The organism is Novosphingobium sp. NFX11 (assembly GCF_057376415.1).
In genome coordinates, this window is the sequence record NZ_CP080386.1 from 641,759 (window position 1) to 663,053 (window position 21,295).

23 protein-coding genes and 1 pseudogene are annotated in these 21,295 nt (G+C 61.6%); 11 read left to right on the plus strand and 13 right to left on the minus strand.

Annotated features, from left to right (window positions below; genetic code table 11):
* Nucleotides 1-300: 300 nt before the first annotated feature.
* The gene (locus KZO24_RS29785; protein ID WP_486487955.1) at nt 301-738 is read right to left on the minus strand and encodes a type II toxin-antitoxin system RelE/ParE family toxin; all 438 of its coding nucleotides are present in this window, start codon (nt 736-738) and stop codon (nt 301-303) included.
* Nucleotides 726-1,004, minus strand: a complete 279-nt coding sequence (locus KZO24_RS29790; protein ID WP_486487956.1) for a CopG family ribbon-helix-helix protein — start codon at nt 1,002-1,004, stop codon at nt 726-728. The genes KZO24_RS29785 and KZO24_RS29790 overlap by 13 nt, the downstream gene beginning before the upstream one ends.
* A gap of 377 nt (nt 1,005-1,381) precedes the next feature.
* Here KZO24_RS29790 and KZO24_RS29795 point away from each other — a divergent pair, with 377 nt between their 5' ends.
* Complete coding sequence (locus tag KZO24_RS29795; protein ID WP_486487957.1) at nt 1,382-2,137, plus strand: PIN domain-containing protein; 756 nt, start codon at nt 1,382-1,384, stop codon at nt 2,135-2,137.
* Nucleotides 2,134-2,346, plus strand: a complete 213-nt coding sequence (locus KZO24_RS29800; RefSeq protein WP_486487958.1) for a hypothetical protein — start codon at nt 2,134-2,136, stop codon at nt 2,344-2,346. The genes KZO24_RS29795 and KZO24_RS29800 overlap by 4 nt, the downstream gene beginning before the upstream one ends.
* Before the next feature lie 332 nt (nt 2,347-2,678).
* On the opposite strand, the gene KZO24_RS29805 is transcribed toward KZO24_RS29800, so the two are convergent.
* Entirely contained in the window at nt 2,679-3,719 is a 1,041-nt protein-coding gene (locus KZO24_RS29805) for an IS110 family RNA-guided transposase (protein ID WP_486488449.1), read from the minus strand.
* 349 nt (nt 3,720-4,068) lie between these two features.
* The gene (locus tag KZO24_RS29810; RefSeq protein ID WP_486487959.1) at nt 4,069-4,275 is read right to left on the minus strand and encodes a hypothetical protein; all 207 of its coding nucleotides are present in this window, start codon (nt 4,273-4,275) and stop codon (nt 4,069-4,071) included.
* A 301-nt stretch (nt 4,276-4,576) separates the two neighbouring features.
* On the opposite strand from KZO24_RS29810, the gene KZO24_RS29815 reads away from it, so the two are divergent.
* From KZO24_RS29815 to KZO24_RS29830, 4 genes are all read left to right on the plus strand, one after another.
* Entirely contained in the window at nt 4,577-4,843 is a 267-nt protein-coding gene (locus KZO24_RS29815) for a hypothetical protein (protein ID WP_486487960.1), read from the plus strand.
* Complete coding sequence (locus KZO24_RS29820; RefSeq protein WP_486487961.1) at nt 4,837-5,106, plus strand: hypothetical protein; 270 nt, start codon at nt 4,837-4,839, stop codon at nt 5,104-5,106. The genes KZO24_RS29815 and KZO24_RS29820 overlap by 7 nt, the downstream gene beginning before the upstream one ends.
* Nucleotides 5,107-6,467: 1,361 nt before the next feature.
* Nucleotides 6,468-6,959: a DUF736 domain-containing protein gene (locus KZO24_RS29825; RefSeq protein ID WP_486487962.1), complete on the plus strand. Its 492-nt coding sequence runs from the start codon at nt 6,468-6,470 to the stop codon at nt 6,957-6,959.
* 81 nt (nt 6,960-7,040) lie between these two features.
* Nucleotides 7,041-8,054: a DUF2493 domain-containing protein gene (locus KZO24_RS29830; protein ID WP_486487963.1), complete on the plus strand. Its 1,014-nt coding sequence runs from the start codon at nt 7,041-7,043 to the stop codon at nt 8,052-8,054.
* Nucleotides 8,055-8,201: 147 nt separating this feature from the next.
* Here the strand turns inward: KZO24_RS29830 and KZO24_RS29835 are convergent, their stop codons facing one another.
* Entirely contained in the window at nt 8,202-8,528 is a 327-nt protein-coding gene (locus KZO24_RS29835; RefSeq protein ID WP_486487964.1) for a hypothetical protein, read from the minus strand.
* Nucleotides 8,529-8,956: 428 nt separating this feature from the next.
* Entirely contained in the window at nt 8,957-9,157 is a 201-nt protein-coding gene (locus KZO24_RS29840) for a hypothetical protein (RefSeq protein ID WP_486487965.1), read from the minus strand.
* Nucleotides 9,158-9,293: 136 nt separating this feature from the next.
* On the opposite strand from KZO24_RS29840, the gene KZO24_RS29845 reads away from it, so the two are divergent.
* The 3 genes from KZO24_RS29845 to KZO24_RS29855 are packed head-to-tail and all read left to right on the plus strand — an operon-like array spanning nt 9,294 to nt 14,627.
* Nucleotides 9,294-11,342: a type IV secretion system DNA-binding domain-containing protein gene (locus KZO24_RS29845; RefSeq protein ID WP_486487966.1), complete on the plus strand. Its 2,049-nt coding sequence runs from the start codon at nt 9,294-9,296 to the stop codon at nt 11,340-11,342.
* Complete coding sequence (gene mobF, locus KZO24_RS29850; RefSeq protein ID WP_486487967.1) at nt 11,339-14,314, plus strand: MobF family relaxase; 2,976 nt, start codon at nt 11,339-11,341, stop codon at nt 14,312-14,314. Before KZO24_RS29845 ends, mobF begins: the two co-directional genes overlap by 4 nt.
* Nucleotides 14,304-14,627 (plus strand): lysozyme family protein, encoded by a 324-nt coding sequence (locus KZO24_RS29855; RefSeq protein WP_486487968.1) that lies wholly within the window; start codon nt 14,304-14,306, stop codon nt 14,625-14,627. Before mobF ends, KZO24_RS29855 begins: the two co-directional genes overlap by 11 nt.
* 201 nt (nt 14,628-14,828) lie before the next feature.
* Here KZO24_RS29855 and KZO24_RS29860 read toward each other — a convergent pair.
* From KZO24_RS29860 to KZO24_RS29890, 7 genes and pseudogenes are all read right to left on the minus strand, one after another.
* Nucleotides 14,829-15,076: pseudogene (locus KZO24_RS29860) on the minus strand (transketolase); the annotation flags it as partial.
* Between the two features lie 77 nt (nt 15,077-15,153).
* Nucleotides 15,154-16,080, minus strand: coding sequence for a 3,5-dioxohexanoate:acetyl-CoA acetone transferase (kce, locus tag KZO24_RS29865; protein WP_486487969.1), 927 nt, complete (start codon nt 16,078-16,080; stop codon nt 15,154-15,156).
* A gap of 139 nt (nt 16,081-16,219) precedes the next feature.
* Nucleotides 16,220-16,591, minus strand: a complete 372-nt coding sequence (locus KZO24_RS29870; RefSeq protein ID WP_486487970.1) for a nuclear transport factor 2 family protein — start codon at nt 16,589-16,591, stop codon at nt 16,220-16,222.
* Nucleotides 16,592-16,655: 64 nt separating this feature from the next.
* Nucleotides 16,656-17,249, minus strand: coding sequence for a VOC family protein (locus KZO24_RS29875; RefSeq protein WP_486487971.1), 594 nt, complete (start codon nt 17,247-17,249; stop codon nt 16,656-16,658).
* A 173-nt stretch (nt 17,250-17,422) separates the two neighbouring features.
* The gene (locus KZO24_RS29880) at nt 17,423-18,328 is read right to left on the minus strand and encodes an amidohydrolase family protein (protein ID WP_486487972.1); all 906 of its coding nucleotides are present in this window, start codon (nt 18,326-18,328) and stop codon (nt 17,423-17,425) included.
* Complete coding sequence (locus KZO24_RS29885; RefSeq protein WP_486487973.1) at nt 18,283-18,885, minus strand: amidohydrolase family protein; 603 nt, start codon at nt 18,883-18,885, stop codon at nt 18,283-18,285. The genes KZO24_RS29880 and KZO24_RS29885 overlap by 46 nt, the downstream gene beginning before the upstream one ends.
* 537 nt (nt 18,886-19,422) lie before the next feature.
* Nucleotides 19,423-19,590, minus strand: a complete 168-nt coding sequence (locus KZO24_RS29890) for a hypothetical protein (protein ID WP_486488458.1) — start codon at nt 19,588-19,590, stop codon at nt 19,423-19,425.
* Between KZO24_RS29890 and KZO24_RS29895 the strand changes: the two genes are divergently transcribed.
* Entirely contained in the window at nt 19,522-20,103 is a 582-nt protein-coding gene (locus KZO24_RS29895) for a fumarylacetoacetate hydrolase family protein (protein ID WP_486487974.1), read from the plus strand. The genes KZO24_RS29890 and KZO24_RS29895 overlap by 69 nt on opposite strands.
* Nucleotides 20,100-21,167: an FAD-dependent oxidoreductase gene (locus KZO24_RS29900; RefSeq protein WP_486487975.1), complete on the plus strand. Its 1,068-nt coding sequence runs from the start codon at nt 20,100-20,102 to the stop codon at nt 21,165-21,167. The genes KZO24_RS29895 and KZO24_RS29900 overlap by 4 nt, the downstream gene beginning before the upstream one ends.
* Nucleotides 21,168-21,295: the final 128 nt, after the last annotated feature.

Here is a 21,295-nt window from a genome sequence, read left to right on the forward strand (position 1 = left end):
CGACCATTCTTTCTGGCGACACATTTCCCGCAATCGCTCGCTGCTGTCTACCTTCTGGTAATAGACCTCGCCAAGTGCGGCCGTTGCCTTTTCATCGATTATCGGCTTGCCTGATTTGCCAGGAGGGGAGCGGAGTTGGACGTCGTTCGAGACGGGGACTTCATCTGCCGTCGCGATGCCTCCTGCGCATAAAGCTGTTGAGGTACAGTTCGATGCAGGTGTCGGCGATTTCTGTCAGGGTTTCCGTGCTCCATAGTGTTGGAATGCAATCCGAGCCTTGTCGTCCCCTGGTCTGCAAGACTATCGAGGGTATCGGTTTGAGATATGCGGAGTGGGCATGAAGCAGAAGGCCAAGGTTGCGAACGATGCAGCCGTGAAGGCGTTGATCGAAAAGTACGCATGCCCGGTGCCATTCCATGAAGTGCGCACCCGGTTCCTGGGCAATATCGCGACCCCTGAGCTGTCAGCCTCGCCCCTGCAGATAATCCAGGATTTGTGGGGCGGCGAACGATCGAGGACGAGATGGCAGCCGTTGCCAAAGTCGATGAGTTTTTCCCGATATTCGGGGTCCATATCCTCCACCGGACGACCGATACGCGGCGAAGCCGCTCGGATCCTGACCCCGGCGCAGATCGCCGCAACCGCGCGGGTCGCGGCTTCGGCGTCTTCGGGAGAGAGCCAGCGATAGAGACGCTGAACATCGGCCAGCGCATTCGGCGTCCAGATCAGACGTGGCACTTAGGAGGCTCAGGATCGCCTCTAGCCTCGAGCTTCGCCAACCGGGCGTCGGCTTCCTCAAGCGTCAGATGCAAACCCGTCTGCTGGTACTCGTCCCATGCACGAATGGCTTCCTGCCGGAATGCTTCGCGCTTCTCCTCGCGGTCGACATACAGTGCGATCGCTTCCCGCATGATCCAATGTGCGCTGAGCTGCCGCGCATCGGCGAGGTGCTGGACGCGCCCCTTGAGCGCATCATCGAGCTTAATGGATGTTGCTGCTGCCATGATGCGACCTCCGTAGCAAAGGGTACTACCTTACGCTAAGGTAGCCTGAGTGGGCCGCGGCCTCCATCCCCGAAGGCGACGGCAACCGGGGAATTGCGTCTGCGATGCTGACCTGCAAGTCCATAGCCTAACCGCTTCACGCTTTCGGATCCCGGTGCAGCACCCATCCCTTGGATGCCCCGACGCAAGAACCGCGGGTCCTATAGCGCGCGACGAGGCAATGGCCCGTAACGCGACCGCGTTACCCATCGCCGCTTTTGGCCGCTTGCCAGCCGCGCGTAGACCATGGCGCGACACCCTCAGCCGATCGGTCGCCACTGACGGAGCAGGTTTTGCGGTAAGGCCCGAGCGCCGTGCAGCCGTGCAGCAGTGCAGCAGTGCAGCAGTGCAGCAGTGCATTTGCGAAAGTGACAGTTTTGAAAGCGGCTGAAGACGGTCTCGTCATCGTTCCCGATACCAATGTTCTGATCCAGGGCTTGGCCCTGCAGGCGTTGGCGCGGGGAGAACATGGGCGGACGCGGATCGAAGTGGTGATTTGCGGCCCGGTCATTAGCGAACGCGACAGGCTAAAGAATATGCCCGGGCGGGTAGGGCGCCGCGCCCGCCATGAGCGGGACCGTCCGCGATCCGATGGGATCGCCCGAGCGCAGCGACATCGTTCGTCACAACGATCCGCAAATTCGCCGGCGATTGAAAGCGCCATTGCGCTCGGCCAGCTTGGGCTTGAGTTGGCCCGGAACTCTTTGCACAATTCGTCGCCCGGCATCTGCTGTCGCCCCACCGAGCCATTTGCTCCCTGTTATCCAGCTCCTGCTGAGATCTGCGGAAAGGACCGACCGATGGAATACCGCCAGAAGCTTGTCGATGCGGCCGTGGAGCAGCGTTGCTACCTTACCGGTGAACAGGTCGACCAGCACGGTACGTTTGTGCAGGTCGAAAGCAGTTTCAAGATGGCGCGGGTGATCGAGGCGGTGATGCGGGTGGCGTTCGATCATAACGAACCGCTTGTCCGCGAGTTGGCGATCAGTATCACTCCGCCCGGCGAAGACTGGACGGACTATCGGGATCAGGCCGCTGACGGCTTGGTCGCTGTGAGCCGCTCCATACTGTCGCAGCTAGATCCCTTGCCGTGAGGCTGACCGCGTTCGTCGCCAAGGAGATTTTCGCCCTTATCGCCCTGCTCGATGCCGCCGTCGGGCGTCGCATCGAGCAGGGCGATAAGCACGGTGCGGACGTCACGCTTCAGACAGACCTGCAACATCGGAGCAAGATCGTCCCACTCCTCGGCGGTTCGTTCGTAAGCCAGTGCCCGGGCTGCGTGCTCGTTCAGGTCCATCCGTAAATCTCCATGTCCGGACGTGAAATCTATCACCGTCGAGCATTTCCGCTAGCCATATGTGGACGGCCCCCTCTTGCAAGAGGTTTGAGCGGACATTTTGATCAGATCGCTTGCCACCATATGTCCGACCTATTGACGCGGCGCGAACGGCCGCTGGCCAAGATGGTTTTCGCAAAGCGAGTTCCAAACACCAAAGCGACCTCAGACGGCCAGTGGCTAGCGCGGAATGTCTCGCCTCGTGATCGATCGATCAGTCCATCTGCTCGTTTCCTGCAAGTTCACGCATCAGCTCAGCACGGTAGCATTCTGTATCTGCTCACCATGACAAGCCAATCTCAAGCTGCCTTTGCTAACACTGTTTCAGTCGTGCCCCGATACCTTTCACCGCTCACCATCAACTTCCAGGCGATGCGGGCAGTTCGGTTTGCCAGGGCGACCGCCACAAGTTTGGGTTTCTTGTGCTCCAGAAGCTTCTGGAGCCATGGCGATGCGTTTCTGCCTCGACCCGCTCGAACCTGCTTGAGAACAGAAGTGGCGCCATTGACCAGTACGCTTCGCAAGTGTTCGTCTCCAGCGCGCGTTATGCCGCCAGGGCGGGCTCGGCCGGCCGTTGAATGATCCTTGGGCGTCAGGCCCATCCAGGCGGCAAAATCGCGTCCTGACTTGAAGAGTTTGGGGTCGGGCGTTTTCATCATCAGCAGCGATGCGCCAATGGGGCCTACGCCCGGTATCTGAGCAAGGCGTCGGCTGCATTCGTCATTGCGATGCCAATCCATCAGCTTGGCTTCGACCTTTTCGATTTCGGTCTGCAACATCTCATATTCGCGCAGGTGAATCGCAAAGAGATCGCGGGCAAGCTTTGGTACGGTATCGTCGGAGGCGATCTCGTAGAGCAGGGATTCAATGTTACATATGCCCTTCGCCGCAGTAAGCCCGAACTCGGCGCCATAGCCGCGGATCGCGTTGGCAAGCTGGGTTCTGTTCCGCACCAGCCTGTCACGCATGCCAACCAGCATCAAAGCGGCCTGCTGGTCCGCGGTCTTGACCGGTACGAAGCGCATCGTCGGGCGGCTCATCGCCTCACACAGCGCCTCGGCATCGGCGGCATCATTCTTTCCGCGCTTCACGTACGGTTTGGCCAATTGCGGGGCGATCAGTTTTACCTCGTGCCCGAGCGAGCCCAGATGCCTGGCCCAATAGTGCGCGCTGCCGCAAGCTTCGATCGCGATGACGGTCGGTGGAAGATCCTTGAAAAAAGCGATCATCTTTGTGCGGGTCAACTTCTTGCGAACAATCGGATTTTCCGCTGCATCCACACCGTGCAACTGAAACACATTCTTTGACGTATCGACGCCAATGCGTGTAATCTTCTCCATGGACGGTCTCCCTCGCTTGAGTCCTTTGACAAACTCAATCTGGCACATTGCGATGCCGTTGGGAGCCGTCCACCCCAACACCAGCTTCCACCGATTGAGGTGGATCTGAATGTCGCGGGTCCGGCAGTACGGGTCCATTCCGTGCGAACCGGCAGGCTTTGTGAGGCAGGTCCAGAACCGCTCGACCTGCCATCCTTCCGCGACGCCATTGATGGACAGCCAGGCCAGCGCCAGGCGCACCGCGGGTCGCGGCGGTATTGGTGTCTTGTCAGCCTCCACGGCGGCGGCATCGAGGATGTCGATTGCAAGGCGGTTCATGAGCGAGGGCAAGGGCGGCGGAATGGATGCCTTAGCCATCATGGGCGTGGTCGCGATGCGCGACCTTCAGGAACGCGGCGGCGTATTGCCGGAACATCCGTTGCCAATATGGCCCCGCGTTCTCCCATGGCTCCCATTCACTGCCGGCATCGCTATCGATGCACGAAGCCCACATCTCCTGCGCCAGTTCATCAGCAAGTGCTTCGTGATCGTTGGTGGTGCAGATCCGGCAGGCCATCAGTCGCGCCCGACCGGCGAGCATTCGACGTCACGACGTCCGCTCGCCGTGCACTCAGCGGCGCCTTGATAGCTGGCATGCGGGTGTCCAACCCCTTCGTGATGCATGTCTTCGCCAAGGCCTTCGGACCAAGACGCGCGGTATGACCCGAGGGGCATGGTACGCCGACGTCGACGCCTTGCCTGCTGTAGTCGAAGACCGTTTCGAGATCGCTTCGTTCCTATGACGTTCTGCATAACCGATTGTGGAACGAATATGGAACATATAGGTTGAAGACTTTCCAAGATGGAGTGATTCTGAGATGCCCCACCTCGCCAGAATGGACGGCCCACTTGACCTCGGAGCCTCCGGGACCAGAACGAAGTCGCTGCCGTTTGGGCAGTGGATCCTGGAGCAAACCGGGCGGGGCGGCTTCGTCGGACAGCTTGCTTCCATCGCCAAGTCGGATCGCGGCTTTCCAAGAGACGGCACTCCGGATGCGGTACGCAAGCGCCTGGGCCACACGGGCGCCGATCCGGTGATGTTCGACGCGGTAGACGATGCGGAGCTGGATTGGGTGTCATGGTGACGGACGACGCGCTGATTGCGTTGGCGCAGCATCGTTTCGAGCAGGCCGATCGCGCAGACGCCAGCCGTGAAGACTGCCGGCAGCTCCGCGACATTTTCCCGGCGGTGCTACAGCGCCTCCGTGAGAAGGTGGAGATTACCCGCCATCTCGTCGAGCCCGACCCCATGGTAATCGCAAGGCCGAAGGGCTGGGAAAAACAAGCCGCAACTGCTGATGCACCCTCGGATGACGACCAGATGCAGCTCTCGCTGCTTCCGATCTGAATAGGGTCAGAGTGGCATAATGGCGGCGATGGTTAATCACAGAACAGGATTGGCTGAAATCAAAGAGAGGTGCAGGGTCAACGCGGGATGCCGTGATACGCTGGGCTGAATCCGGCAAAACGGCGCAGGCGAGGGCGGATGCCCGCACACGGGCCCGGCTTCGGACCGCGCCGCTTGCGGCTCCGGCAGCCTTGGGAAAGAGCCGACGATAAAGCCGTTGAACATCGGCCGGCGCATTCGGAGGCGAGATCAGACGTAACAAGTGGGCGGCTCTGCATCACCGCCAGCCTCGAGCCGCCCCAATCAGGCACCGGCTTCCTCAGGCGTCGGATGCAAACCCGTCTGCTGGTACTCGTCTCATGCCCACATGGCGTCTCCTCTCGCAACCGAAAGGCCGATTGCCCGTCGTGCCCAGGCGGATTACAAACGTCCTGCGAGCCCGCTGGAACCTTCGAAATGCCCGCGGTTATGTCCAAGCGAGTGCTGCGGGCGATCCCTGCATTGTCGTTTGCCCTTTCGGGCTATCACGCCGCGCAGGCCTGACCGTCGGCAACGTCCGCTTAACAGGCTTGGGCACTCTGACCTGGCGCGTGATCACCGCTCACGACAGGTTCCGGGAGGAGTGGTTCGGGGCATGGGCGTGACGGGGGCGGATGTGAGCGGGGGCCGCTGCCCGCCAGGGCGGGCACCGGGCTCTATCTGCGCTTCGCTCCGACCAAGCCCCTTGCACGGTCTTGTCTGCTTCGCGGCAACGATCCCTGCCGCGGGTGTGTGACGCCCGTCTGGAGCTCGCCCCGGGGTATGGGGATAGTGCGCCCGACCATCGCCATTGAGGCTTCGCCTGAGGAATCGCGCTGACGCGCGATGCGGATCGTGGAGCCGGCAGACACGCCATCACCCCCTTCGCCGCCTCTCAGGATCCGCGCGTTGCAGAACCGGTTTCGGACACAACGAGTTGCGTCGGGGCCAGGCTGCGCTAGGCGAAAAGGGGCCGGCGGTGCCCGTCTGCTGTCAGCAGAAGCGCCGGCCCCTTTTCACCAAGCTTCGCCAGGCCCCTCCCGTGCCTGTTGTGTCCAAGAGCCCGGTCCGGCGCCTTCGGACCTGCGAGGGTGGCTCCGGGTGCGATGGCGTGTCAGCCGGTCCACGCTCCCTTTCCATTCAAGCAGGACCGGCCGCAGGCGGCCGGTGCGTCTTCGTCGTTTGCGGGCCGCTGGTCGCGGCCGGTGGATGCTCGGGCTCACCAGGTACGATGGGATTTATGTCAAGAAATCAATCGCATGGAGGTTTTTGAGGGGAGGTGGTAGAATAAGGGTGTGGTCGGGAAAGAGAAACGGCCACTTCCTAAGAGAAAGGATCAAGTCATGAAGATCGGTTCATTCAAATTCGACGAACGCGCCAGTGACATCATTGGCAAGATCGCCACGCGCGAGCTGCGTTTTCCCTATCTTATCATGCGCCGCGTCGAGGATCGGCAAAGTGAAAGCGCCCCGGTCTACGAGATTTACGAGACGAACCGGGCGGGCGACGAAATTCAGGTCGGCGTCGTCTGGGAACGCAAGATGCGGGCAAATGACGAAGTGTTCCTGTCCGGCATGATCGACGATCCCAGCTTCCAGGTACCGCTTTCCATCGCCCTGTTCGGGGACGAAACCAACGGCTTCGACGTGCAATGGCGGCGCGAGCGGGAGCGCGACGGGCAGGGCGCGGGCTTTGGCGGACGCGGCAATGGCGGGCGTTCGGGCGCAGGGTTCGGCGGACGAAACGGGGGCGGCTTCTCCGGTGGCAGCACCGCAGGACCGGACGGCGGCTATACCGGCGGCAGCCGCAGTCTCGATGAAGAAATCCCCTTCTAGGCGTCAGAAAAAGGCGGGCCGGGGGAGCGCTGGAACGCTTCCCCGGACCCTTGACCGTCACTCGTCATCAGGAGCCCTCCCATGAACAAGCCGACAGCCCTCCCGCGCATTAGCAGTTTTGCCGACCTGCCGGAACTCTACGCAACGTTCACCACGACGCCCGAATTTATCGCCTCGTTCGGCGATCCGCTCCCGCTGTCCATCGTCGAGCCTGACGGTGAACCGGGCGAATATTGCATGCCCGAACCTGTCGCAGCACAGGCCGAGTGCGGCGGTATCGTCGCCGCCATTTTCGACCTGCTCGGCGATACCAGACTGGACCCGCTCGCCGCCGAACTCGCATGGGGCTTCGTCAACAGCTTCCACTTTGTCGCGAGCAAGCTGGAACGGCGGGAAGATCAGCTGGCCGACACCTTGCGCGACATGACCCGCCGTCTGGAACCGAGCGAGGTGTTCACCAAGGAACTCGAAGACACCCAGCTTGAATGCCAATCAGTCGCCGAACAGCGCGAGGCGATGGAGGCCATGCGCGACTATGCCGCCGCCATGTATCGCGCTTATGCCGGGCGGCCATGGTCCCCCGCCAAGGGATCGCGCGCGTCCCACGTTACTACCGCAAGCCAGATCTCCGCGCTCGATTTCCTGCGTGCAAGGTCGGAAAGGCGGCGCGATCGATATGACCCCCAAGGCCCGGTCGTCGTCGTTTCCGGCCCCCAGGACTGGCACGATTGGCGCATTATATGGAACCGGCTCGACCAGATCAGAGCCCGCATCCCGCATATGGTCCTCGTGACCACCGGGCAGCGCCTCGGCGTCGATGCAGCCGCCGCCGCATGGGCCGCCCAGCGCCGTGTCGTGTGCATCGCCTTCGGTCTTTATGGCAGGGCCAAAGGGAAAGGCTTCAAGCGTAATCGCGATATCGCCGAACTTATGCCGGTCGAGGCGCTGCTGTGCGAGGGCTCCGGCATTCAGTCGAGCCTCTACGACCTGTTCAACCCGCAGCAGGGGCACCGTGTCCCCACCCATGTCTTCATGCGGGCGGATCAGGAACCCCCTGTGCCGATCAAACGCAGGCGGCGCGTCATAGCAGCCTGACGGGCAAGCACCTAATGAAAGGCCGGGGCGGGCAACCGCTCCCGGCCCCTTGTCGTGCTTGTCGCACGGGCAAGCGAAACCCGAACTGTTTCCCCACGCCGGTCCTTTTGCGGGGCGTTCCGCCCGTCAACGTCGCTCTCCCTTCCGCTAAAGACGCACGGCCTTTGCGCCGCCATCTTCGCCAAACGGGGCAGCGGTCGCGCGCTTGCGTGACGGCCCCGGCGAGGTTTCCGCCTGGATACTGGAGGCCGCCAACCCCTTGAGCGCGACAATCGCGACGCCGCCGCCGACCCGGATTGCCTGGCTCAGCACATCGCGAAATTCGCGCTCGCTCAGCTTCTCGACCGGCAATTCCGTCGCCAGCTGTCCATAATGCGCGCGCAATCCACGCCTCACCGTCTCAGCCTCTTGGGCAAGGTTGCGCTGATCGGTCTCGATCTTCGCGAGCCGTTCACGATCCGTCATCTTGGGCATTCTTGGACTCCTTAATCAAGGAGGTCTGCCCGCCAGCGCCGACTATCCATCAAGGACCATCGCCATGCAATGCCTTACCCGCAAGTCGGAGCGCGATCGCGCCCGCAAACGCTCCCAACCGGGGAAACCCGCCCACGGTCGAGTCGACGGACGCAGCAGGCAAGCGCGCTGCGGAAGGGGGACGCACGCCGAAGGCGATTGTAATGCACCGTACGCACGGGTGCTGCAGGCGCAAATCGACCGGATTTCTGCGGTTTTCCACCGGTACAGGGCGGCAGTCGATCTGGCACCGGTCGGCAGCCGGTGGCAGCCACACCATGCCGCATAGGTCGCTAAGTGTCTGATACACCTTGGCACTTAGTGGCAGCCAGCGGCAGCTTAGATAAATTATTGAGATCACGGCGTAATTCTGCTATAATGACTGTGCTTCACCACGTTGCTGGCGTGCCGGACAAGGAGTCCGCCGCTTGGCACGCATCACGATCCGCATAGACGACGACCTCTATGCGCGCCTTTCTGTTCAGGCGCGCAATGCTGGTCTCGGCGCCGCGACCTATTGTCGCGACATCCTCGAACGCTTCGAAGGCACCGATCCCTCGGGCTATCATGCCCGCTTCGACGAGATCCATGCGACGGCCATCCAAGCCTTCGCCATCCTCGCGACATCGGTGGGCGAGCGTTCCCCCGACATCCTCCAGAAGGGGCTGGGCGACGCCCGGCGCCTCCTCCGTGAAAGGGGCTGCTCGATCCCGAGCAGGACCGGCCATGAGCATCTTTCGCCACGACACGCTGGGCTCCTGGACGCGGGGCGGCCAGGCGATCGTCCACAATGTCCGCATGACCACCCAGGTCTTCTACCAGACCTTCCTCGCGGGGCTGGTGATCTGGATCGGCGGCATCATCTGGTACGCGTTCGAGAAGTCGTCCGAATATGAGCGCTTCGTGATGTTCAAGATCACGCAGGCCTATTTCATGGGCGACACTCTGCCGGGCAACGCCACGCCGATCCTGTTGAAGACCCCTACAGGCCAGCAATATTGGACCACGCCCAAGGCACTCATCGGTTCCGGCGTCGCGCACAAGACGCTCGCCGCCTTCGAGACCTACCTGCTCCACGGAGCGCTGCTCGCCGGCCTGTTTGCCCTCGCCATGCTGGGATGGGCGTGGTTCTACTTCACCCGGACGGGCAGGGGGCTCGGCTCCAACCAGTTCCTGCGCGGCGCACGGTTCGGAACGGTCAAGCAGGTCCGCCGGGCGCTGTGGCGTTACGCCAAGGGCAGCTTCGACATCGGCGGGGTCAATGTGCCCGACGCCTTCGAGCCCGAGCACATCCTCATCTGCGGCGCACCCGGCACCGGCAAGACCAATATCATCGTCAAGATGCTCCACGGCATTCGGAAGCGGAAGCGCCGCGCCATCGTCTACGATACGGCCGGAACCTTCGTCGAGAAGTTTTACCGGCCGGGGATCGATGTGCTGCTCAATCCGCTCGACGCGCGGGCGGACTGCTGGTCGCCCTGGGTCGATGTTCCCCGCGACTATCATTACGATCAGATCGCCGAGTCCACGATCCCCGACAAGACCGGCGATCCCTTCTGGGCGAAGGCCGCGCGCGGCACGCTGGTTGCCGTTCTGCGGAAGCTCGCGAAGCAGGAACGCACCCTGGTTTCGATCCTGCTCGACACGCTGCTGCGTTCCAAGCTGAAGGACCTTGCCGCCTTCGCTGCGGACACCGATGCGGCAGCCTTCATCTCGACCGAGGGAGAGCGCACCAGCGCTGGCATCCAGGCGGAGCTCGCCTCGGTGATGCGTAGCTTTTCCTATCTCGATGACACCGCCGACGGATTTTCGATCCGCGACTGGGTCGCCAACGAGAAGGATGAAGGCTGGCTCTTCATCACCGTCAAGGCCGACCAGCTTCCCTCACTGCGCCCCCTGATCACGGTGTGGCTCGACATCGCCATCAGCGCGATCATGAGCATGACGCCTGATCCCAACCGGCGCCTCTATTGCGTGATCGACGAGTTGCCGACCCTCCAGCGCCTGCCCTCGCTCGGCGACTTCCTCGCCCGCGCCCGAAAATATGGTGGCTGCGGTATCCTCGGCTTTCAGAGCTACCCGCAGCTCGAAGCGACCTACGGTATCCAGGATGCAGCTGCGATCACCGGCTACTGCTCAACCTGGGTGGCGCTGCGTGCCAACGACACCCCCACCGCCAAGCATGTCAGCGAGAATCTCGGCCAAGTCGAGCAGGTCGAAGCCAATGAGGGCATGTCCTATGGCGTGAACGACATGCGCGACGGTGTGAACCTCTCACGCATGCAGGTGACGCGGCCTCTGGTCATGCACACCGAGGTCACCAATCTGCCCAACCTCATGGGCTATCTGCGGTTCGGTCGAAGCCTGCCGGTGGTTCGGTTCGAGGATAGTTACAACAAGGTCGCTTCTCTCGGCGCAGCCTTCGAGGAGCGGACGACCGCGCCGATCAGGATGGCTGTTCTGGCGGCTACGGTACCCGCAGCCCCGGTGCCATCATCTCCTCCGGCCAAACCGAAGCCCGCGCCTACAAAGCGTCGTCGGCCTACTGCCGACGGGCAGGATGCCGAGCTGCCGCTTTCCCCGCCAGAGGAGCCAGCGAGCGTTCCGGAGAACACGCCGGATGAGGGCACTGTTCAGCCGTCTCCCGAGCCGCAGGGTGATCGTGATCTGGCAACGCCGACACCGCCGCTCGAGCTCTTCGGCAAGCCTGCCGGCTTCCGCCTTCAGCAACATGGTCGCCATGACGGTGCCCGTAACAAGGCGAGGCCGGCATGATCCATCCCCGTCGCCTGAAAGGCAAACCCGCCAGCATCGCCCGCTATTATTCGGTAGGCGACTATTACACCAAAGGCGCCGATGAGCATTCCGAGTGGGGCGGCAAGATCGCCGCCGAACTCGGACTCGAGGGCAAGATCGGTCCCGCCATTTTCGAGGATCTGCTTGCAGGGAAGATCGGCGATCAGCAACTTGGCCGCCGCCGTTCCAACGGCGAGATCCAGCATCATCCCGGCTGGGACTTTGCCGTCAACGCGCCCAAATCGGTGTCGATCATGGCGCTGGTGGCCGGCGACGACCGGATCGTCGCGGCTCACGAAAAAGCTGTCGGAGTGGCGCTCTCCTATCTCGAGGAGCACGCCACGATGCGACACCGGGTCGATGGCGAGGTCGTCGAAAGGACGACCGGGCGACTGATCTTCGCGCGCTTTACCGAGCATGCTTCGCGCAAGCTCGATCCCCACCTCCACACCCATGTCGTCATCATGAACATCACCGATGAGCGGGACGGCGCCAGGAAGGTCAGCCTTGAAACCCGGGCCATGTACGCCGAGCAGATGGCAGCGGGGCAGGTCTATCGTAACGAATTGGCCCACCGCGTTCGTGGACTGGGTTACGCGGTGGAGTTCGACCCGCGGCGCGGCCTCTTCGAGATCAGCGGCGTGCCCAAGAATCTGATCTCGGACATGTCGCAACGCGCCGAGCAGATCGAGGCGCACGCCAAGGAACATGGCCTCACCGGTCAGGCCGCAAGACGTAAATCCTTCTATGAAACTCGCGGGCCCAAGGAGAAGGTCTTGCTGGAGGATCTGCACGCGCAGTGGGACGGCAGGCTTGGACAACATGCCGAGGCGTTGAAGGAAACGCGCGAGGACGCCGACAAGCGGGGCCAACAGACGATCGACGTCGATCCCGCCACCGCCGCGCGGGCGATGCTGTTCGGCATCCGGCAATCGGAAGGGAAGGAGGCCGTCAACAATCTGGGGCGGTTGCTCCAGACGGCGCTGGCCTCGCATGTGGGGGAGGTGCGCCTTGTTGACGTGCGTCCCGTCGTCGAGGAGCATCAGGAGCGCGCCAAGCTCCTCGAAACCCGGCATCGCACCGGGGACGAGATCCACACACGCGGGCGCACGACACGCAGAACGGCGCGGCTCGAACTGGCCTTGTCGGACCAGCTTGCGCTCGCCCTCAACGATGCGCGTCCGCTTGCCTCCATCGAATCCCTTCGCGATGCCGGGATTGCCCATAAGCTGACCCCGGAACAGCGAACGGCGCTCCTTCACCTTGGCACGTCCGAGCATCGTGTCCTGTCGGTCCATGGTGTCGCCGGATCGGGCAAGTCGACCATCATTGGCGCCTTGCGCGACGCGGTAGGCGACGAGGCCATGCTGGTCGCGGTGGCGCCCACGTCATCGGCCGCCGCCGAACTTGGCAAGAAGGCCGGGATCGAATCGCGCACGGTTGCGAGCCTGCTCGCCACTGGCGGGGCAAAGCTCGACGAGCGCGATGTTCTCGTGGTCGATGAGGCGGGACAGCTTGGCAACAGTCAGGCGATGCGATTGCTCGAGATCAGTCGGACCACCGGCGCGCGTCTCATCCTGCTCGGCGATACCCGTCAGACAGGAGCGATCGAACAGGGCAAGCCCCTCTGGCTGATGATGCGTCTGGGGCTTCCTACCGCCGAATTGAGGGACCCAGTCCGGCAACAAGCGGAGGGCATCACCAGGGCGGTGCGTCTCGCGCGCCTCCAGAACTACGATGCCTCGATCGGTGCGCTCGACAAGGTCGTCAGCGGCGAGACCAGCGAGAAGCTGGCGGAAGCCATGGTCGCGGACTGGACGAGTTTGAGCCCCGAACAGCGGGCCAGGACCAACATCCTGGTGCTCGAGAACGCCACTCGTCTGATCGTCAACACCAAGGTTCGCGAGGCGCTCAAGACCGAAGGGGTGATCGCGTGCGAGGAGACCCGGCTGTCGATCCTGTCCCCATCCGGCATGACCGATCAGGAGAAGCACTTCGCGCGCTTCTATTCGCGGGGTCAGGTCGTGACCTTCTCGCGCGACAATGTCGGCCTCGGGGTCGCCCGCGACGTAGAGTATAAGGTGATCGGGGTAGGGCGCGACGCCCGGGGCCGCCAGAAGGTCAACCTGGTCGACGAACATGGGCGAACGATCCAGTGGGATCCACGCGTCGGTCGGGCATCGCAGATCAACGTGTTCAAGGAAGAGCAGCGCGACCTCGCTGCCGGCGACCGTATCCAGTGGCGGCTGGTCAACAAGGACCTGAAGGTCAAAAACGCCGAGCGCGGCACCGTGGAACGGCTCGATGGCGCCGTTGCCACCATACGCTGGGACCGGGGCGGGAAAGGCCAGGAGGTTGACCTTTCCATCTACAAGAACTGGGATCATGGTTATGGCGAAACCGTCTACTCCGCCCAGTCCAAGACCTATGCGCGGGTCTATGTCCTGGCGCCGGTCAACTCACCGCTGGTCACTGGCCAAAACTATTATACGGCTATCACGCGCGCGGAGTTTGGTGCGAGCCTCTGGACCGAAAATCGGGAACGACTCGTCGCGAAACTGAAGTCCCGTTCGGGCGAGAAGACTTCTTCGCTTCAAGGTCTCGGTCGGGTCGATCAGGACAGCGTCAAAGGGCGGATGGTCCGCCATGAGGAGAGGTGGGGCAGGTTGCGCGAGGAGCACCGCACCGATCGCGAGGACCGCAAGGAACAAATGGCGCGCCAACATGGGCCGGCGGAACTCGCCCGAACTGAGGGTTTGGCCGAGCGTATCGCCGACTGTGCCCAATCGGGGGCGGCTTTTCTCGATCGCTGGGTAGTCTCGCTGCTTGACCGAAGTCCCCAGAGGAGCGCCGGTCGCGAGGGCGGCGTTGGTACAACGCCTGCGCAGCAGCCAGCTCCGCAACCTGTTCGAGCCCACACGGATGATCGTGGAGGTGGCCATGATCGTTAAGGCCAGCCACATCCTCTGCCTGAGGGCGTCGGCCATTCTAGCGCTGGCGCCTGCGAGCGCAGATGCTCGGCCGCTATCGTCGCCTGCCCATGAAGCGCGGATCGAAGCTTGCATCAGACAGGCATCTGGAGGTCGCATCTGGCTCGAGAAAACCCTGTGGGGTTTACGAGATCAGGAAGGAGGCTGGATCGGCGCCGAGGTGCCGAACAGCAACGGGAGTCATGATCTTGGGCCGCTTCAGGTCAACAGCTTCTGGGTGGCAAGGCTTGCAACCCTGACAGGACGCCCGGGGATCTGGTTCGGGGGTGGCTGATCAACGATCCATGCTTCAATGTGCAGGCTGCTCGGTGGATTTTCCTGTCTGGACTGGCCGCGACTGAGGACTATTGGAAAGCGATCGGGGTCTATCACAGTCCCACCGCTTGGCGGCAAAGGCGTTACAGCGCCAGCGTTGTGGACCATCTCCGGCGTCGATTTGGCGCTGCGACGTTCGAAAAATAAGGCTGAGAATGCGGACCGGCCTAGCGTGCGGCTTCACCGCCACTTTGTCGTTCGGCGCAGCGCATGAAAATTCAGAGCCGAGATAATCGCGGTCATCGAGGCGCAACTCGCCTGATGCCCACCGACCTTCAGGCCATCTCGCTTGTCACGAATGTGATTGGCGTGGTGGATCATCCACGACGACAGCCATAACAAACGGGTCTCGATATGTTCCAGCGCATTGATCACGCCGCGGCGCGGATGGTCGACAGTCGTTTCCATGGACGTGATGTCAGCCTCTCGAGTTTCGGGTGCGGACGCCTCGCTCGGCATCGCTTTCTTGCGACGGGGCGCTTTCATCAGATCCGGGGGCAATCCGCGCCCTTAAGCCCCAGCATGGCGCGTGCTTCGGCTGGAGTCGCGGGCTCATGGCCCAATTCGGCTAGAATCCTTTTGATCTTCTCGACCTGCTGCGCATTGGATGCGGCAAGCTGGCCTCTTCCCAGATAGAGGCTGTCTTCAAGTCCCACGCGGACGTGGCCGCCGAGCAGGGCCGCCTGCGTGATGAAGGGCATCTGATGCCGGCCCGCGGCGAGCACCGACCACTGATAGGCTTCCTTTCCGAAAAGCCGATCAGCGGTTTCCTTCATGAAAACGAGATTTTCGAGATGCGCGCCGACACCTCCGAGAATGCCGAAGACGATCTGCACAAAAAATGGCGGCTTGATCAGGCCTCGGTCGACGAAATGAGCCAAATTGTACAGGTGAGAAAGGTCGTAGCATTCGTGCTCGAACTTCGTTCCGATATCGCCGAGAGTTTCGAACATGTAGGCAATGTCACGAAAGCTGTTCCGGAAAACATAATCATCAGAATTAAGAATGTATTCCTTTTCCCAAGGATATTTCCATTCCGTGATCTTCCCGGCGACCGGGAAAAGCGCGAAGTTCATACTGCCCATGTTGAGAGAGCACACTTCCGGTTGAAAGCGAACGGCGGCCGCGAGGCGTTCCTGCACCGGCATGGTGAGACTTCCGCCCGTCGTGAGGTTCAAGACAGCGTCGGTTCGTTGTTTGATGACGGGGAGAAAGCGGGCGAATACCTCCGGATCGCCGGTGGGATGGCCATCTTCCGGACGCCGTGCGTGAAGATGAATGATCGCGGCACCCGCCTCGGCGGCCGCGATGGACTCCGCGGCAATTTGCTCGGGCGTGATCGGCAGCGCATCGGACATGGTGGGAGTATGGATGCCGCCCGTGATGGCGCATGAAATGATGACTTTCGCCATGTAACACCTCTCTCGTGATTTTTCGCTTCGCCCGATGGCGCGGAATGCGGCCGATCGAGGCTGTTCATCGGATTTGCTTGGTTGGCGGGGGCGCTGTTGAGGCTAACCGCCCAAACCCGTCATTCTTACGTACGCGTTTCTATCCGTCCGGCAGGAACGCGGTATGGCAGGTGTTCTGTCGCCAAAGGTTTCCGGTTCTCATCCAGGTCTGGGTAACGATGGCCGCGATGTTGAACTGCTCATCGCTCCCGATCGGCCTGAGGGTTTGCGTCAAAGGGCCCACGACGATCGCCACCTCTCCGTAAAGCCGGAAGTTCAACTCACCGCGCTTGATCGTCAGGAACTGGTATTTGTTGCGCACGCCCTCGAGATAGCCGGCCTTGTCGTCGATCTTGCCGGTGCCATGGACATGCACGAGGTCGTCCGCGAGCAGCCGGTCAAGCTCATCAACATCCGCGGCCACCAGGGCGGCGCAGCGACGATCCTCGAGCTCCCTGATCGCTTCCACCATCGGTCGGGTCATTTCATGCGCCCATTCCAGGGCGAGGATCTGATCGAGGCTTCTCGCTGTTCCATCAGATCTTGACCGCTTCAAGTCCGACCGGACCACTCGGCGGGCGCCTTTTCAGCACGCGCTCGTCTTCACCCGCGAGCAGGCGGGCGTAATGGTCGTCGGGATCGAACTCGACGCCGATCGGATTGATGCCGAACTCCTCGCTGAAGAAGAATTGTGTCGACTCGGCGACTGTCTCGAAGTTCTCGACTTGAAACTCGAGGTGGTTGCCATCGGGATCACGGTAATAGAGCGACGTCGTCGGACCGTGATTGATGGACCATGCTGGAACGATGCCAAACTCTTTCAACCTGGCGTGATTGGAGAGTAGGTCGTGCAGCGAGGCATAAGTAAACGCCACATGGTGCAGGCCTGAACCCGATCCGTTTTGTTCTTGGAGATCAGGCATGGCGGCGATCGCGATTCGATGATGCTCATCGTCATACGTAAGAAAGGCCAGACCTGGATTTTCATAGGATGCGCTTGCATGCATCACCAGCTTGTACCAATCGACCAGTTCGTCGAATCGCGATGTACGAAGCACGAAATGAGCTAGTTTGACCGGGGGCACGATCGCGGATGCGATCTCCGACCGGTTCGCGACGGCTATAGCCATGCTTTCTGTCCTCAATTATTGTTGAAATAAATAATAGTGAGGCATGTAGTAAAGATTTATAAAATAAAAACATGTTTCCCGCTATCGCAGAAATAATGGATAATACCTGCGGTCTTCATAGCGGATTATTTACCAGACTCGCGCACGTTATGCGCTGAATTGAATTTATGTATTCAATGCTCGCGGGATGCTATTTCGAGGATCCCGTCTCCATCATCAGCAGCCCCCGCATCATTGCTTGCCATTGCCTCGTGCGCTGCCTTCTCGCGCAACATTCCAAGGTCGGCGGATGAATAGAAGCGGCCGTCATGGATCACGGCGGAGATTTGGTGGAGATTGCGAGCGGACGTGATCGGGTTGGCCTTCAGAAGGACGAGATCGGCGCCGCGACCGGGTTCAACCGTTCCCATCGTGTCCTCGCGACCAAGGAAGCGAGCCGCGTTCAGTGTCGTCATCTGCAGAATTCGCAACGGTGCGAGTCCGGCCTCCGCCAAAAGATCAAACTCTTGATGCAAGCCGAACCCGGAAACGATCCAGCCTCCGCCATAATCGGAGCCGGTCAGCATGGGCACGCCCGTGTCATCGAACAGTTTGACCACGCGCTGTTGAAGCGCGAAAAGTCGTCGCATGGTCTCGCGTCGCGGTGGTGTGAGACGCGCGCCATAATCCCGCGCGACGCTATCCCACATTCGCCGGCGCGCCGCCGGAATGTAGCGTAGGTTTGGATCTTGCGAATAGCGTTGGTCATCGCCGAGTTCCATCGTGCGCAGACGGATGAGTGTCGGCTCCTGCCAGGTGGCATTAGCGACGAATGTCCTCGCGAGGTCCAAGCAGCGATCTGCGCTGAAGGTATCTATGACATGGCCGATGCTAAGGAACGCGCTCGGGTCCAGCGCGGCCATCGGATTTGCGAGCATACGCTCCGCGCCTGTGTTGGCCTGTTTTGCCGGATCGGCGGCAAGGAGGTTGCCGGTTGGTAGGCGGCCCGCCGCCGCCATCTTCGCCCGCATTGCCGTTTCGTCCGAGGAACATCCTAGGAGCAGCGGTATGCCCGGCCCCAAATGCTCGATGGCGCGCATGCCCTGATCCGAAGCCTTCCGCGCATCGACGGCGGGGGCAAGTGTCCCAGGATGGGAAGCCCCAGCCTTGAGGCCTCCGCGAGTGATGCGAAGAATGCCGGTGGTGGCAACTCGACGATCTTGATGAAGTCGGCGCCATCCTCTTTCTGTCGACGGATTTCCGCTAGCGCCGCGTCCGTGGTAGGATCAACGAACGGCGGCGTCAGAAGCTTACCGGGCATAGCGAGAAGTGTGGGTGCGTCCTGCGGCATCAGGGTCCCTGAACGCCGCTGGGCGAGCATCTCGGGCGAGCCGGACATCTGCCGGAATCCGGTTACCCCATTCGCCAGCATCAGTTCCAGCCCTCCGGAGGGTTGACCGGGGTTGAGCTGGTGGGAATGCATGTCATTGAAGCCCGGCACCACGAAAGCGCCTCGCCCGTCGACATGCCGTAAACGCGGCCAGAGCTTGCGGCTTCGCGGGCTGATCTGGGCGATCTTCGCGCCATCGATCAGGATCGCGCTTTTGGGTGAGAGGTGTCCGCTACGCGTATCGACGACGGTGACGTTGTCCAGCACCCATCGCGGAGAGGTCGACGTCTGCGCTTCGGCCGACCCCAGCCCTAGGCCGAGGGTGGCAAGGCTTATGCAGGCGTAGCGCCCCAGCGGTTTGGGAAAGCGCATTGGTAATCCTCTCCTGGCGTTATCGGCGTCTTCCTAGGCTTAGCCTCCCCACTCGCCATCGACAGCTGTCAGAACTCCGGGAGCGATGCGACTTTTCTATCGCACACGCCAATCGAGAAGCTGCCACGGGGAGGTCCCACCTCTTAAGTCATGAAAGGTCGCCGGCGGCAAAGCCCCCACACGGGTCGCGGCTGCCATTGTCGGGTGTGAGCTGAAGCGGCGTCCGGAGACGACCTAGAGGGAGGATTTTTCTCATGAAACTGTTGCGTTTTCAGCGGGACGACACCGCGCATCTCGGCGCGCTGGCGGGAGACCGCATAGTTCCGCTCCATCCGCTGCGAGAGAGTTATCCAACGATGCTCTCACTGATCGAGGGGAGAAACGGCGCTCAACGAGGTTCGCGAACTGACGCGTTTCGCAACGGATACGATATCACTGGCGGATACCGACCTTCTCGCGCCGATCGAGCGGCCCGGAAAATACCTGGCGATCGGCATGAATTATGAAAAGCATGCCGCCGAGGCCGAGAAAATGGGCGTTCCAAGGCCGGTTCATCAATACTGGTTCAACAAGCAGACGAGCTGCATTGTCGGACCCCATGACCTTACCGATCCCGGCGTGAGCACGGCGTTGGACTACGAGGTCGAGCTGTGCGTCGTGATCGGTCGTCGCGCACGACACGTTAAGGCGTCGGACGCGAAGGACCATGTCTTCGGTTACACGGTGTGCAATGACGTTTCAGCTCGCGATTGGCAAAAGCATGCGCCGAGCTTCACCGTGGGCAAGTCCTTCGACACCTTCGGCCCGATCGGACCGTGGATCGTGACCTCCGACGAGGTCGGAGACCCTCACAATCTGGCACTGCGCTGCCTGGTGAACGGCGAGACGCGCCAGCAGAGCAATACCGCGGACCTGATCTTCAATATCTGGGAACAAATCGAGTATCTCTCGACCGCCTTCACGCTCGATCCGGGCGACCTCCTGGCGACCGGGACCCCGGAGGGTGTCGGCGTCGCGATGACCCCGCCTCGCTTTCTCGCCGCAGGCGACGTGGTGCGGTGCGAGATCGACGCCATCGGCGCGATCGAGAACAAGGTGGGGCAGCGGGTATGAAGTCCATCGAGACAGAGGTGCTCGTGGTGGGCGCCGGACCGGCCGGCCTCGCATGCGCGATCGAGTTGGGAATGCGTGGGGTGCGGGTCGTGGTCGTCGAGATCAACGCCCGTGTCGGCGGCGCGCCCCGCGCCAAGACGACGAACGTTCGAACACGCACGCATCTGAGGCGCTGGGGGATCGCCGACCGCCTTGCCCAGGAATCTCCGTTTGGGATCGATTATCCCAACAATATGATCTTCGTGACGAAGCTAGCCGGTCACGAGCTCGCGCGCTTCGAAAACGCATTGAACGCGTCGCCGGAGCGTTGCGACCTCTACCCCGAACATGCGCAGTGGATACCGCAATATAAGCTGGAGCAGGTGCTGCTTGAGAAGGTCCGCTCGTTGCCCTGCGTGGAAGTGCGGTTCGACACCGCGTTTTTGACGGCAACTCAAGACGAGGACCATGTGACGGCCACATTGGAGACCGGTGGAGATCGATTTTCCGTGGTGTCCCGATACCTGATCGGTGCGGATGGTTCGCGAAGCGCGGTGCGCGCCCTGATCGGCGCGGAGATGCAGGGTCGCCGAGGCCTGTCCTACAGTTACAACATCATCTTTCGCGCGCCCGGACTTGCCGAGGCGCACAGCTTCGGACCCGGCGCGATTTATTGGCAGATCGGCAAACACGGCTGGAGCGCGATCGGGCCCATGGACGAGGGCGATCTGTGGTTTTTCATGCCTGGCGGCGCCAAGCGCGGAGAAAAACTGACCGATCAGCAGGCCATTGCCTTGATCGTTGAGCGAACGGGCATCGAGTTGCCTTACGAAATCATCAGCACCGATGCCTGGACGGCGAACGATCTGCTCGCTGACCGCTATGCCGACCACCGTATGATCCTCGCCGGCGATGCTTGCCATCTTCATCCGCCTTTCGGAGGCTATGGGATGAACATGGGCGTCGGCGACGGCGTGGATCTAGGTTGGAAGATAGCCGCGACACTTCAAGGTTGGGGGCAGGGCGGCCTTGTCGGGGGCCTCGCAGAATCTGGTCGTAAACGTACGCGAGCCGCTGATGTCTGAATCACCTGTTTGTCGTGCATCGCGCTTCTTATCCGCCTACTGTGCCGAAATCGACGTCATTTTTGGGACATCAGCGGGTTTTCAAAAGGCCCGAGCGGAGGGAATCACAAAGCGGTAGAAGCGCTTGC